The sequence below is a fragment of the Bythopirellula superficialaquae genome (genome assembly GCF_059632245.1).
This window is the reverse complement of record NZ_CP197427.1, coordinates 1-12,732: the sequence shown is the minus strand read 5'-3', so window position 1 is coordinate 12,732 and position 12,732 is coordinate 1. Positions and strand designations below refer to the sequence as shown.

The following is a 12,732-nucleotide window of genomic DNA, read 5'->3' as shown; positions in this document are numbered from 1 at the left end:
CTGCTGTCGATCGTAGCCACTGAAACGAGCACGGTCACCTTTCTAAGCATCCCCGGTTTTACCTATGCCGAGGGCGGAGACATGCGATTTCTCCAGATCACCTTTGGGTATATCGTGGGACGCATGTTGGTCATTTGGGCCTTGCTGCCGCTGTATTTTCAAGGACAGTCCTTTACGGCTTATGAAGTGCTGCAGCGTCGCTTTGGAATTTCCTCGCGGCGAGCGACGTCGGTTTTGTTTTTGGTCACGCGGAATCTGAGTGATGCCTTGCGACTCTATCTGACGGCGTTAGCACTCCAGCAAGCCATTGGACTCAACCTGCAAACGTGCATCGTGCTGATGGGTGCGGTCACGATTCTTTACACGGTGCTCGGCGGCGTAAAATCCGTCGTCTGGAACGATTGTCTGCAGTTTTTAATCTACGTCTTGGGAGCGGTGGTTGCCTTAGGGGTGATCATCTCTCAACTGCCAGGAGGATGGCAACAATTCAGTGAGTTCGGTGCCCAGCAGGGAAAGTTTCGTATCTTTGATTTTGATTTCAGCATCGTCAAACCGACGATTACGTTTTGGTCCGGCCTGATTGGTGGCTTGTTCCTCACCGCCGCCACGCACGGCACCGACCAATTAATGGTGCAGCGCTATCTGACCGCCCGCAGCCAACGCGCGGCGGGCTGGGCTTTAGGACTGAGCGGCTTTGTGGTCTGTGCTCAATTCGCCCTGTTTCTTGTGATCGGTGCAGCACTCGCTTGTTTTTATGCAGAGTTTCCCCCCGAAGTACCATTTGGACCCAAGGATGGTGACAAAGTCTTTGCGCACTTTATTGTGCATAATCTTGGCCGCGGACTTGTGGGGCTAACTCTCTCGGCCGTGTTCGCCGCCGCAATGTCGACGCTCTCGGGATCATTGAATTCCTCAGCAACGGCATTAATTAACGATATCTACTTGCCCTTAACCCGCCAGCAGCCCTCTTCCGAGCGAGTCCTCTTCTTGAGTCGGCTCGCCACAATTGGCTTCGGCATTTTGCAGATTGTGATCGCACTCGTCAGCTATCATCTTGGCACATCAGAAAGCACGGTAAATAGTGTTCTAAAAATCGCCGGCTTTGCGTTAGGGCCTCTGCTAGGTTTGTATTTTCTGGGAGTTTTCGCCCAACACGTCAAACAGCGCGCCGCGCTCGGTGGGTTCTGTCTTGGGGTGATCGCTCTTTCCTATATCGCAAGCCAAACAGAACTCTCGTGGCCTTGGTATGCTGGAGTGGGAGCGCTGATGACTTTTCTCGCAGGTGTGGCACTCAGCAAGTTCGTGACCGAGCCACCGACAAACCAGGATGTGAAACATGCTTGAAGTAACGACAACGAAACGGCTTTGTCTTCTGATCCCGGTGCTCACTGGGAGCCTGCTGCTCAGTCAAAAATCGGTTTATGCGGAAAGCAATTCAACGGATTTGCTACTACGCTCGCCGGCTGAACTTGGCTTGTCAGCGAGCCAACTCGACCGCATCGACGACATGGTGGCTAAGGAAATCGAAAACGGCAACATGCCGGGATGCGTGGTGATGATCGGCCGACGCGACGGTATCGCGTTCGCGCGGGCTTACGGACATCGCCAGATCGAGCCTAGTAAAGAAGATATGACGCTCGACACCGTGTTCGACATGGCATCGGTTACCAAGCCCGTAGCGACGGCGACGAGCATTATGTTGCTCGTCGAGCGCGGTTTAGTTCGTTTAAACGAACCCGTGGCGACGTACATTCCCGAGTTTGCACAGAATGGCAAAGAATCGATCACGGTCGAACAACTGCTGACTCATCAAGGAGGCTTAATTCCTGATAACTCGATCAAGGATTACGAACATGGCGTCGACGAGGCATGGAAGCGTATGTGGGCGCTTAAGCCGGTGGAACCAGCGGGGACGAAGTTTATTTACACCGACGTCGGATTTATGACCTTGGGTGAGATCGTGCATCGTGTGACGGGGCAGACGGTTGCCGAGTTTGCCGCCGAGAATATTTATAAACCCCTCGGCATGACCGAAACCGGTTATCTGCCGGACGAAAAATTAAAGAATCGTGCCGCCACGACGGAAAAGATCGACGGCAAATGGCGGCAGGGCGAAGTTCACGACCCGCGGGCCTTCGCGCTCGGTGGAGTCGCTGGCCATGCGGGGTTGTTTTCCACGGCCAACGATTTGGCCAAGTATGCTCGCATGCAACTCAACGATGGCCGCGCGGGCGATCAGCAAGTGATGCATCCCCGGACGATAGCCGAGATGCGTCGCCCACGCACAATCGATGGCAACAAACGCGCCCTGGGCTGGGACAATCGCAGCAAATATTCCAGCAACCGCGGCGATTTGTACAGCGACAAAGCGATCGGCCACGGCGGCTTTACAGGCAACGCATTTTGGATCGACCCCGAGCTCGACCTCTTTGTAATCTTCCTTTCGACGCGCTTGCATCCCGATGGCGTGGGCAATGTGAATCCGCTCGCTGGAAGAATCGGCACCGTGGCGGTGGCGGCGCTTCAGACTGGCGCAACGTCCAGCGAACCATCTTCAACGCCTGCACTCTTGGGTATCGATGTTTTGCAGCAAGACAACTTCGCCGCGCTCAAAGGCCGCCGTGTGGGGTTGATCACCAATCACACGGGCCTCAACAGCGATGGCAAACGGACGGTCGATTTGTTGCACAACGCTCCCGACGTCGAATTGGTGGCGGTCTTTAGTCCCGAACATGGCTTGGAAGGCAAGCTCGATGAATCGAACATTGCCGATACCCGCGACAAAGCCACGGGACTGCCCGTTTACAGTTTGTACAACAAAACCCGCAAGCCGGATCCCGAGCAGTTGGAAGGGATCGACACACTGGTCTTCGACATTCAAGACATCGGCTGTCGGTTTTATACCTATATTTCAACGATGGGATTAGCACTCGAATCCGCAGCCGAACAGGATCTCAAGTTTGTTATCCTCGACCGGCCGAATCCGATTGGGAATTTGACCGAGGGTTCGGTGCTCGACAAAGGAATTAAAAACTTTGTGGGCCATCATGCCATGCCCGTCCAGCATGGCATGACTGTGGGCGAACTGGCCCAGATGTTCGCCGCGGAAAACAAACTCGATGTCGATCTGGAAATTATCAAAGTCAAAAACTGGTCCGGCGAGCAATATTGGGACGAAACGGGTCTCGTGTGGACCAACCCTTCCCCCAACATGCGCAGCCTGACCGAAGCGGTGCTTTATCCTGGTGTCGGCTTGTTGGAGACGACGAATGTCTCGGTGGGCCGCGGCACCGACACGCCGTTTGAAGTCGTGGGGGCACCTTGGATCGACGGCAGGAAGCTGGCCGCGTATCTCAACGACCAAGCGCTGCCCGGCGTGCGATTCTTGCCGATTCGCTTTCAGCCCAACGCCAGCAAGTTTGTCGATGAAGACTGCGAAGGGGTGAACATCATTGTAACCGATCGCGCAGCGTTTCGCTCCGTGCCGGTCGGGTTGGCGATCGCCCTCGGCCTACGCGAACTGTTCCCCGACGATTGGGAGCTGAAAAACTTCAATCGCCTGCTAGGCAGCGAAAAAGTCTTTTCCGCCATCGAACAGGGAACAACGCTCTCCAAACTCGAAGAGCTGATTGCTCCCGAGTTGGAAGAATACAACAAACGACGCCAGGATTTTTTGCTCTATCCCTAATCGTCGTAGGCCGTGAACAAGCTCCGCGCAGTTCCGGCAAAGCACTGTCTGTTCTGCTTCATTGCCGGAACTCGCGTTACTCGTTCCGGCCTACAATCTGATAGGAATACAACAAGCGACGCTAAAAGTTCCTACTTGCTTTAGCTATACAGCCAATAACCCATCACAATCGCGATCACGATTCCCGCCGCGTCGGCCAGCAAACAGGCCGGCAGCGTGTGCCGCAATTTCTTCACCTGAATCGCGCCGTAGTAAACGGTCAAAACATAAAACGTTGTTTCCGAACTGCCCATCAGCAAGGTCGCCACCTTGCCGATGAAAGTGTCGGTGCCATGGACGTCGTAAATTTCCAGCAGCACGCCGCGGGCGCCACTCCCGGAAAGTGGCCGAATCAGCGCGAGCGGAATCAGTTCCAACGATTCGCCGTATTCGCCAAGTCCCATTTTGTTCAGGCACCACATGCCCGCGACTTTGATGTCGTCAAAGGCCCCGCTAACGGTGAAGACCTTGATGATAAACAGGATCGCGACCAGGTAAGGAATGATCATCACGGCGATGCCGAAACCTTCTTTCGCACCCGTGACGAATGACTCGTACATCGGCACTTTTTTGTACCAACCCCACATCAAGATCGTGAGGATCACGAAGGGGATGGCCCACTGGCCGCAAACTTCCATGAGGGCGAAGAAGTCATTCATTCCGACACCTCGCTTTCCGTGTCGGGTGTCTCACTGTTCGAATGCTCGACGGCAAAACGGGGCGATTTGCTCAGGGTCCGCGTGATAAAGATAGCCAAGAGCGTGCTGAGCAGCGTCGACAAAATGATGGGCATTAACGGCCCCACGGGATCTTCGCTCCCCTTGAGTGCCCGATAACCGATCAGCGTAAAAGGAATCAACACGATGCTGCTGGTATTAATGGCCAAGAACATCGCCATCGGATTCGTTGCGGTGTCCTTATGGGGGTTGAGCGTCTGCAGTTCCTCCATCGCTTTGAGGCCAAACGGGGTCGCCGCGTTGTCGAGCCCCAGGATGTTGGCCGACAGGTTCATGAGGATTGCCCCCTGGGCGGGATGTCCGTCGGGCACCTCGGGGAAGAGCCATCGCATCAACGGCCTCATCACTCGCGCCAGTGCCGCGACCATTCCCGAGTCTTGGGCAATTCGCAAGATTCCCAACCACAGGGCCATGAAGCCGATCAGGCCGATGCAGATTTCCACGGCCGTCGTGGCGGAATCCATGATGGCCTTATTCATGTCCTTGCCCATCTCCATCAGATTGCGGTGATCTCTCTGCTCGGCGGTGCGAGCCACGGGGCCAACTGGTGGGGCGTCCCCTTCCGTGGCCACGGAAGCTGGGACTTGGGCAGCCGAATCGCCCTTCCAGCTATTCCAAGCCCCCTTGCCAAATCCATAGACGATGCCGATCACCAGCATCCCAAACCAAATTTTGTTCAGCATGAATCCCGCTTCCCCATGACACTATTTCGAGCCTGCATAACAGTCATAACCCGCGCCGCCATTTGCGGACGTTCTCTAGCTTAGCAAGAGTCATACAAAAAACACTACTAAGCCTCTCGAAAATGCGCACGCCGCCAACTAGAATTGAGCAAGGGCCTGATGTCCTCCTGCCGGGGCTGCATTTTCCTTCGAGCTTTCGCTAAATCCGTATGACGATTGATAAGAACCGTGTTCATCAAGTTGCCGTTCTTGTGGAAACCGAGGACAGCTGGGGGTGCAGTGTCATCCACGGCATCGCCGACTATTCCCAGGACCACGGCCACTGGAATTTGTTGATCGATCCCCGCGACCACGAACAGCGCTCGCTGCTACCCGATCAATGGTCCGGCGATGGGATCATTGCTCGCATCGGCAACCGCACGCAGCTCGATCAAATTCGTAATCGCTCGGAACCCAAGATCAACGTCGATACCGTCTTCGAAGGGCTCGACGGCTTTTACGACGTGATCACCGACGACGAACAACGGGCCGATTTGGCGTTGGCCCATTTGCGCGATCGTGGCTTTGAAGAATTCGCCTATTTCGCGCCCCCCAGTTTGAAATATTCGACGCGCCGTGGCGAAGCATTTATCGCTGCGGTCACCAAAGCGGGTTACCGTTGCCGGGAATACAAACCTGGCTACCGGGTGGGCCGGAAGATTGGTTGGGAAGAGCAGCAACGCCGCGTAAGTCGCTGGCTAAAGTCTTTGCCACGCCCCGTGGCGATTTTTACCGTCGATGCCAACCGTGGCCGACAACTCACCGAGATTTGCTACCTCAGCGGCATTCGCGTCCCCGATCACGTGGCGATTCTCGCCGGCGACACCGACGAGTTGATGTGCAGTGTTTCGACCCCACCGCTATCCAGCATCGCTCTCGCGGGGCGGCGGATTGGTTATGAGGCTGCTGCGCTGTTAGATCGCTTGATGCAAGGTGAAAAGCCTTCACGCAAGACATACAAGATTCCGCCGCAGGGCGTCATCAGTCGGCAATCGACCGACATTCTGGCCATCGACGACGAATCGATGGTCCGCGCCTTGCGTTTTATCCAAACGCATGCGTTTCAGGATATTGTCGTCAAAGACATTCTGAACGAAGTCCCCATTTCGCGGCGGAGTTTGGAGATTCAATTCCAGCACTATTTGGGTCGTTCCCCCGCCGAAGAGATTCGCCGCGTGCGGCTGGAAAAGGGCAAAGAGCTATTGGCCCGTTCTGATTTTTCAATCGGCGAAATCGCCGTCGCCTGCGGCTTCGCCAACACAACCCGCTTCGGCGTAGCCTTCCGCAAACGCTACGGCCAGACGCCGCTCGCCTATCGCAAGCAACTCTCCCGCTCGACGTAAATTTGTCGAGAAACAATTGCTGGGAGGCTCATGGAGAATCAACAGTAGTAGAACGAGATTGTGATCGATCGTCGGTTTTAGGCCGAATTCTCGATTTGAGCTGCCATGTTCCGGCGTCCCCAACTGGTTAGCTTGTGGTTGTCACCCGCTAACGCATAGAATAAGTGGGTTATTCACTCTTCCAGTAGATCGTGCGACCCGTCGCGCGTACTAGGAAATTCATGCGGCTTGCCGATTTCATTGTCTCAAACATCGAACCCATTCTATCAGAGTGGGAATCGTTCGCCCGTAGCATTGTATCCGCTGAGAAAATGAACTCACTGGCTCTGCGGGATCATGCCAGCGACATCCTGCTGGCCACTGTGCGGGATATGCAGTCGCCACAGAGTTCCACGGAACGGACCGCCAAGTCCAGGACTCACTCCACGACCAATGCGGACGAAGGGACCCTGAATGGCGCATCCGAACTGCATGCGATAGGTCGGTTGGGGTCGGGCTTTGACCTGATGGAAGTCGTTTCTGAATATCGAGCACTCCGCGCGAGTGTGCTGCGACTATGGGCCGACAGCGCACCCGACCCACATAAGAGTGCCGTCGATGATGTGACCCGCTTCAATGAATCCATTGATCAATCACTTTCCAAGGCGGTGAGCAGTTACACGCAGCGTGTGAACCAGTCCCGAGATCTCTTTTTGGCGATCCTCAGCCACGACCTCCGTAATCCGCTCAATTCCATCGCCATGTCGGCAGCACTGCTCCCGCATCTGGTTCAACCCGCTCCCGAAACGAATGAGGTGGTCGCCCAGATCGCGACGAATGCCGATGTGATGGGGAGGATGATTCGAGATCTTCTCGATTACACCCGCACCCGTCTAGGGGCAGGGATGCCGGTCAATGTGGCTCCCATGGATCTCGAGGGCCTTTGCAAGGAACTATTCAACGAATTCCGCACGGCCCCACCCGAATCGGATCATTCGTTTCCATTCCACGGGGGACCTTACTGGCCAGTGGGACAGCGACCGCCTGCGGCAAGCCATTTCCAATCTCATGGGCAACGCCATCCAGCACAGCACCCAAAACGCGCTCGTGGAATTGACGGCCAAAGGCGAAGGTCCCAGCGTCACGATCGTCATCCATAACGACGGCTCCGTGATTCCACCGGGAGAATTGGCGAGCATTTTCGACCCGCTGGTAAGAGGCTCAAGCGCCGGGCATCCCAAGCATAACCGTCCCGGCAGCATCGGCCTTTGCTTATATATCTCCCGCCAAATCGCCCACTCACACGGTGGCACGATCGATGTGACTTCCACCCAGGAAGCGGGCACGACATTCACCGTTCGCCTACCACGCGAGTTCGTCAAGGACGTCGGACAGCCGATTCTGGGCGAGAATCAAGTTCGCACGATGTGAATTGAATAAAGTGGGCAGAGTCTTAATTTCACAGTTGGATGCCTACAAAATTTGTGAATGCCAGCCTCAGCCCATGCGCGAATAGTACCGCATGAGCGGCGTTGATGATGCTCCGTGCAGGATAATGGACACGGTCACGGTCACGAGCGTGAGGTGAACAATGTCCTCAACAGGTTCGCCGGAAAGGCCGTGTGCGAGCGCGTAGCTCAAATAGTACATCGAGCCAATGCCGCGGATGCCAAACCATGCTATGTAAGCGCGTTCGAGGTGGGGAAGGTTACTTTTGATAAGAGTTACATAGATCGCGAGGGGGCGTACAACGAAGATCAACAACATCGTCCACCCGAAGATGCGGGCCGAAAACATATCGGCGGTCAGCAACGCTCCGGCAAGAATAACGAGTATCACTTCGGCAAACCGCTCAAGCTGCGCATTAAAGTTGAGCACGGCCTCGGCCATGTAAGCTGGACCAGTGTCGCTGCCAGTTGCCAAATGCTCGGTGTCTGGGTTCCCTGCCGCTTGCCGCATTTCATCGGTGGGAGAAGCGGCATGCGATAATCGTTCGACGCGACGGAGGGCAACACCGGCAGCAAAGACGGCGAGAAAGCCATACGCATGACACCAGAGTGCCACGCCATAAGAGAGGCAAATCAGCCCAACCGCCAGAAAGTTGTCGAGGCCGACGGCTTCTTTATGATGTTTGCGCAGGTAAAGCACCATTCGTGCGACGATCGTGCCAAAGACCGCCCCCACGGCGAGTCCAAAACCGATGGCCCAGACGAGATCGACGGCCCACCATCGCCACCCCATCGCACCGATCTCATGTGCGCCGAGCAGGCCTAACCCCAACATAATGAATGGAAATGCCGTGCCGTCGTTGAAGCCGGCTTCGCCCGTCAAGATAAACCTGAGCCTGTCCGAGTCAGTCGAATTCCTCACTTGAATATCGGAAGCCAACACGGGATCGGTCGGCGCCAGCACGGCGCCGAGAATGATTGCTGCACCGAGTGGCAATCCAAGTCCCAGCACGCCTACTAACGTGAGAAAGCCAACGGTGAGCATCATACCCAAGGTAGCGAGTCTGACCGAGACACGCCATTCGCTGCGATCCAATGGCAGTCGCAGCTGCAATCCTGCGGTAAACAACGAAATGATGACTGCGATTTCTGTGACAATCTCTAGGAACTCGTCGTCTTTAACAAAGTCGAGCCGAATAAGGCCCGCACCCCCGGGCCCGAGCAAGACGCCGAATCCCAGGCAGATAATCGCTGTGCTCAAGGGGGACCGATGGAGAAACGACGAGAGCAGCGCGATTGCGATAAAAATCGCACCCACCGCCACAAACCATGGAACCAGAGTCATAAGTTCTCGCATTCTGCCCTGATGCAGTCAGCTATTTTGTAAGAGGTGCTTCCATCCGCTGCCAACAGTTAGCAGCAAATCGATAATAAATGCTGCAAGCGTCATGCCGACCCGGCGCTTGCCCTGACAAAAGGCGAGATTCGCTGTCTACAGCTTTTTCACGCGGCCAGACGCCGCTCGCCCGTTTAACCTAATTAAAAATCCAACGTTAGCCGCGACGAGTTCGGGCACCGTCGCGCAGTCATCTTGAGGATGTCGCAAAGTATCTTGGCCCTTTACCACCTGTCGAACGATATCAGGCACGAGCGAAAGTTAGTGAGATGTTTGATAGAAAAGGATATTCAATTACGAAAGCTGAAGTAGAATATATTACCTCGGTTAATCACCATTTGGGTGGTATTGAAAATGCCGTGTGGGATCCCAAATCGGGCCAATACAAATTTTGGCGTTTTGGACCTGCCGAAGATCGAAATGGGGTCTGGAAGCCATAATGCGTTGGAGCATTTTAGATGCCGATCCATCACTTGCCATGGACGCCAAGAAGGTTGCTTTTGCTGAAGACGACATTGTAGAGGTCAATACCGGCCAGGCGATTGATCTCTTTAGGCCCGATCCCCAAGCCGGGTTGCTTACGTGTCGATTGACCGCTTCGTCGCGACCGTTAGCGGATGCTGTGTTCTTTACTTGCGCAAATTGGCTTTTGATTAGTAGTAAGGCACTTACTTTAATCCAGCGATTTCGATGCTGCGACGCAATCGTATGGAAGGAGACCATTCTGACTGACCGAAACGACCAGGAGAAAGATCGGTTCCATTTAGCACTGGGCGGAAGTGAAGTTGACGTTTGGGATTATCAGCGATCAGATTTCCACTGGAGAGATGGCGAAACACCAGGAACCCGAGAAGCTGCCGGCTATATGAAAAAGGGTATTGTCGACGCCCGTCAAATGCCAGAGTTAGATTTATTTCTCGCTGAGCAACAAAGCTGGATCGCAACAAAGGCACTTTGTGAGGCGATTACTGACGCAAAACTTGTCGGATTTCGGTTCGAAGAAGTTGGATGAATGCTTACTCACAAAAGTTCATCGACTTAGACGAAAACTGGGTGATCGATCCAGAATTTGACGTCCTGGATTTTGTAGCACCCATGCGGTTGATGCTCGGACACTATCGTAACAATAGCCCCGATGATTCGCCAAACGTGCATCTGGCTGATCTGGCCGGCAATCGAGTTGGCGAGGCATACGGAAGTATAATCTTGCCGTTTGACAAAGATGGAATTGCTTGTATTTGGAAAGCAAAAAAGGGTCGAGAGTCTTTTCCACTCATTCCGCCTCGTGCGGATGTATCCGCGGCCGTCCCCGTGGTTTGAGACGTGATTCCAAGCCCAGTTGCTTTGCCATCCGATCGGTCCTCGTCGCCAAACGGTGTTGTCTCGCAATCGCCTGGGCATGTGGTAAAGTAAATGAGATAAGGTCTTGAAGCAACGCCTGCTTTCAAGCTTCGCACCGCGCTCGGATTAAGAGAGTAATTGTTTCTCCGTCTGAATCGAATAGTTACAAATTGATCATGGGCCGATAATATGCACCCTTCACAGTTTGTTCGACAGATGCTTGCTAAAGGTCAGTCGGATGTCCTGATAGAAATGTTGGACAAAACATCTCAAGTTCTTTTCAATAACCGAGGCGAAGACGAACAAGGTGTTTACCGTTTCGCACAGGTTTTTTTGTTAGACGTTATGAATAGCTTGAAAGCGTTTCCCCCTGACGGTGACATTAATGATGAGAAAGTTCTTTCAGTATGGGCGGAACTTGCGTTCTTTGGCATTAAGAGGGACGATATCAACGACTTCTTAGACAAAGAATATCTATAGCTATTTTGACACCATTACACAGTCAGTATCGCCGATCAGATAACTGCGTATCGAGATAGCAAGAAGTGCAGGTGACAATGGGTTACACTCCATGAAAAAGCCTCTATTACCGTTTTCACGAGACGATTTGTATGGCTATTGCGATATTTGCGAAAACGAGGTGATCTCTCCGCGTTTTCGATACGCTGACGAATCAATCGAAGGCGTTGCCGTTGCCACAACTCTTGACAACGACGTCGTGCTCATTGACGTCGAGTCACTTGCCGAGGTCACTCTCAAGGGGTGGTCAAACGGAACAAGTAGCTTCAGCTATGGACTCTTAGCGGTGCAGGATAAATCGGATAAGGATTCTCTAGTAGGCTTCGTCGATCGCGCAGGTAACTTCGTCATTTCGCCTCGGTACGCTATCGCCCGCGATTTCGATCATCTAGGAGCCACCGTACAGCTTGAACGCGGTGGAGTTCAGCACCGCATCAACCGCCGGGGCGAAGTTATTGGATCAAAATTTCTACAGATAGGCTGGTTCCATCCCCAAGGCAGATTGACCGGTGCTCGCGTCCAATGGGACTACCCCGGTAAAGTTGTCATTAATGAACATGCCGAGCAGATCACGGATGAATTGTACAATCTGGTATGGAAAGAGAATGAAGGACTTATTCCGGTCGTATTCGACGAGGCGACTGTGGGCTGGTTGAACGCTGACGGCGTCGAACTCCGGCGACTTGCGGGCGATGGAATCGGGCATCACTTTCAGGGCGGATTGGTTCCCCTCAAAGAGCGTGACGGAAAGTGGGGATTCATCGACTTGGAAGAAAACTGGGTGATCGATCCAGAATTTGACGTCGTGGATTTTGTAGCACCCACGCGGTTGATGCTCGGTCACTATCGTAACAATAACCCCGATGATCCGCCCAACGTGTATCTGGCTGATCTGGCCGGCAATCGTATTGGCGAGGCATCCGGAAGCATAATCTTGCCATTTGACAAAGATGGAATTGCTTGTATTTGGCGTCCTAACGAGGCTTCAGAATACGGCTTGGACGATAGGAATTACATTAATCTGGAAGGAAACGTTCTGTTATCAACGTGGCTTTAGTTAGCCCGCAGAAAAGATAAGGGGGTCAGGAGTGCTTTACTGATTCTACTGTCTTACATCGACACACGACTATCCAAAGACGGTTCATAGATTCGTGCTATTCGTCCGATTCGTGGTAGCCTTTCCTCCGTGAACTCTGGGCCGCTGTATGGTTTAATGTCTTCACCCCGGCCAAGAATTGTTGTGGCGAAGCACTTCGCAATCGCGATAATGGTGTTCGCCCAACTGTAGGCATGCTCTTTGAAAACTGGATTTGTGGAACGTAATTTTGGAACGCAGTTTCCGTACGTTTTGACCAAAAGTCGACTGCTTTTGGCACGTATGAATTTCGCAAGGGCTTGAACGTTCAGCACTTGTGACATCGCCAAGTGACAAAACCCAGGAGTTTCGTCACCAAAGTTGGGACCCCAGCGTACGGGCGAAAAATCGAGCTTTGCGTGCTCAGGGAGCTGCAAACTACGCA

The 12,732-nt window shown here is 53.7% G+C and carries 13 protein-coding genes; 9 read left to right on the top strand and 4 right to left on the bottom strand.

All coding sequences use genetic code 11. The features are described 5' to 3' along the window. Together SH678x_RS23145 and SH678x_RS23140 are read left to right on the top strand one after the other, a co-directional pair. Window positions 1-1,344: sodium:solute symporter (locus SH678x_RS23145; RefSeq protein WP_496923120.1), on the top strand; the 1,344-nt coding region annotated here is incomplete at its 5' end. Next, window positions 1,337-3,688 (top strand): exo-beta-N-acetylmuramidase NamZ domain-containing protein, encoded by a 2,352-nt coding sequence (locus SH678x_RS23140; RefSeq protein ID WP_496923119.1) that lies wholly within the window; start codon window positions 1,337-1,339, stop codon window positions 3,686-3,688. The genes SH678x_RS23145 and SH678x_RS23140, both read left to right, overlap by 8 nt. Before the next feature lie 140 nt (window positions 3,689-3,828). On the opposite strand, the gene SH678x_RS23135 is transcribed toward SH678x_RS23140, so the two are convergent. Then, window positions 3,829-4,386 (bottom strand): spore maturation protein, encoded by a 558-nt coding sequence (locus SH678x_RS23135; protein WP_496923118.1) that lies wholly within the window; start codon window positions 4,384-4,386, stop codon window positions 3,829-3,831. After that, complete coding sequence (locus SH678x_RS23130) at window positions 4,383-5,147, bottom strand: nucleoside recognition domain-containing protein (RefSeq protein WP_496923117.1); 765 nt, start codon at window positions 5,145-5,147, stop codon at window positions 4,383-4,385. The genes SH678x_RS23135 and SH678x_RS23130 overlap by 4 nt, the downstream gene beginning before the upstream one ends. 209 nt (window positions 5,148-5,356) lie before the next feature. Between SH678x_RS23130 and SH678x_RS23125 the strand changes: the two genes are divergently transcribed. From SH678x_RS23125 to SH678x_RS23115, 3 genes are all read left to right on the top strand, one after another. Next, complete coding sequence (locus SH678x_RS23125; protein ID WP_496922720.1) at window positions 5,357-6,529, top strand: AraC family transcriptional regulator; 1,173 nt, start codon at window positions 5,357-5,359, stop codon at window positions 6,527-6,529. A 221-nt stretch (window positions 6,530-6,750) separates the two neighbouring features. Then, a complete protein-coding gene (locus SH678x_RS23120; protein WP_496923116.1) occupies window positions 6,751-7,668 on the top strand; it encodes a sensor histidine kinase in 918 nt (305 codons plus the stop codon). Further along, window positions 7,577-7,939: a sensor histidine kinase gene (locus tag SH678x_RS23115; protein ID WP_496923115.1), complete on the top strand. Its 363-nt coding sequence runs from the start codon at window positions 7,577-7,579 to the stop codon at window positions 7,937-7,939. Before SH678x_RS23120 ends, SH678x_RS23115 begins: the two co-directional genes overlap by 92 nt. A gap of 66 nt (window positions 7,940-8,005) precedes the next feature. Here SH678x_RS23115 and SH678x_RS23110 read toward each other — a convergent pair whose 3' ends face one another. Next, window positions 8,006-9,301 (bottom strand): cation:proton antiporter, encoded by a 1,296-nt coding sequence (locus tag SH678x_RS23110; protein ID WP_496923114.1) that lies wholly within the window; start codon window positions 9,299-9,301, stop codon window positions 8,006-8,008. A gap of 490 nt (window positions 9,302-9,791) precedes the next feature. Between SH678x_RS23110 and SH678x_RS23105 the strand changes: the two genes are divergently transcribed. The 4 genes from SH678x_RS23105 (at window position 9,792) to SH678x_RS23090 (ending at window position 12,269) form a co-directional block, all read left to right on the top strand. Next, the gene (locus tag SH678x_RS23105; RefSeq protein ID WP_496923113.1) at window positions 9,792-10,364 is read left to right on the top strand and encodes an imm11 family protein; all 573 of its coding nucleotides are present in this window, start codon (window positions 9,792-9,794) and stop codon (window positions 10,362-10,364) included. Next, the gene (locus SH678x_RS23100; RefSeq protein WP_496923112.1) at window positions 10,361-10,672 is read left to right on the top strand and encodes a hypothetical protein; all 312 of its coding nucleotides are present in this window, start codon (window positions 10,361-10,363) and stop codon (window positions 10,670-10,672) included. Before SH678x_RS23105 ends, SH678x_RS23100 begins: the two co-directional genes overlap by 4 nt. 210 nt (window positions 10,673-10,882) lie before the next feature. After that, the gene (locus SH678x_RS23095; RefSeq protein WP_496923111.1) at window positions 10,883-11,173 is read left to right on the top strand and encodes a hypothetical protein; all 291 of its coding nucleotides are present in this window, start codon (window positions 10,883-10,885) and stop codon (window positions 11,171-11,173) included. 127 nt (window positions 11,174-11,300) lie between these two features. After that, the gene (locus tag SH678x_RS23090; RefSeq protein ID WP_496923110.1) at window positions 11,301-12,269 is read left to right on the top strand and encodes a WG repeat-containing protein; all 969 of its coding nucleotides are present in this window, start codon (window positions 11,301-11,303) and stop codon (window positions 12,267-12,269) included. A 53-nt stretch (window positions 12,270-12,322) separates the two neighbouring features. Here the strand turns inward: SH678x_RS23090 and SH678x_RS23085 are convergent. Next, a partial coding sequence (locus SH678x_RS23085; RefSeq protein ID WP_496923109.1) for a hypothetical protein occupies window positions 12,323-12,732 on the bottom strand: 410 nt, incomplete at its 5' end.

What these genes read in the sequence shown, in the direction of transcription:
- SH678x_RS23140 (WP_496923119.1), top strand. Translation starts at nt 1,337, where the DNA reads ATGCTTGAAGTAACGACAACGAAACGGCTTTGTCTTCTGATCCCGGTG.
- SH678x_RS23135 (WP_496923118.1), bottom strand. Translation starts at nt 4,386, where the DNA reads ATGAATGACTTCTTCGCCCTCATGGAAGTTTGCGGCCAGTGGGCCATC.
- SH678x_RS23130 (WP_496923117.1), bottom strand. Translation starts at nt 5,147, where the DNA reads ATGCTGAACAAAATTTGGTTTGGGATGCTGGTGATCGGCATCGTCTAT.
- SH678x_RS23125 (WP_496922720.1), top strand. Translation starts at nt 5,357, where the DNA reads ATGACGATTGATAAGAACCGTGTTCATCAAGTTGCCGTTCTTGTGGAA.
- SH678x_RS23120 (WP_496923116.1), top strand. Translation starts at nt 6,751, where the DNA reads ATGCGGCTTGCCGATTTCATTGTCTCAAACATCGAACCCATTCTATCA.
- SH678x_RS23115 (WP_496923115.1), top strand. Translation starts at nt 7,577, where the DNA reads ATGGGCAACGCCATCCAGCACAGCACCCAAAACGCGCTCGTGGAATTG.
- SH678x_RS23110 (WP_496923114.1), bottom strand. Translation starts at nt 9,301, where the DNA reads ATGACTCTGGTTCCATGGTTTGTGGCGGTGGGTGCGATTTTTATCGCA.
- SH678x_RS23105 (WP_496923113.1), top strand. Translation starts at nt 9,792, where the DNA reads ATGCGTTGGAGCATTTTAGATGCCGATCCATCACTTGCCATGGACGCC.
- SH678x_RS23100 (WP_496923112.1), top strand. Translation starts at nt 10,361, where the DNA reads ATGAATGCTTACTCACAAAAGTTCATCGACTTAGACGAAAACTGGGTG.
- SH678x_RS23095 (WP_496923111.1), top strand. Translation starts at nt 10,883, where the DNA reads ATGCACCCTTCACAGTTTGTTCGACAGATGCTTGCTAAAGGTCAGTCG.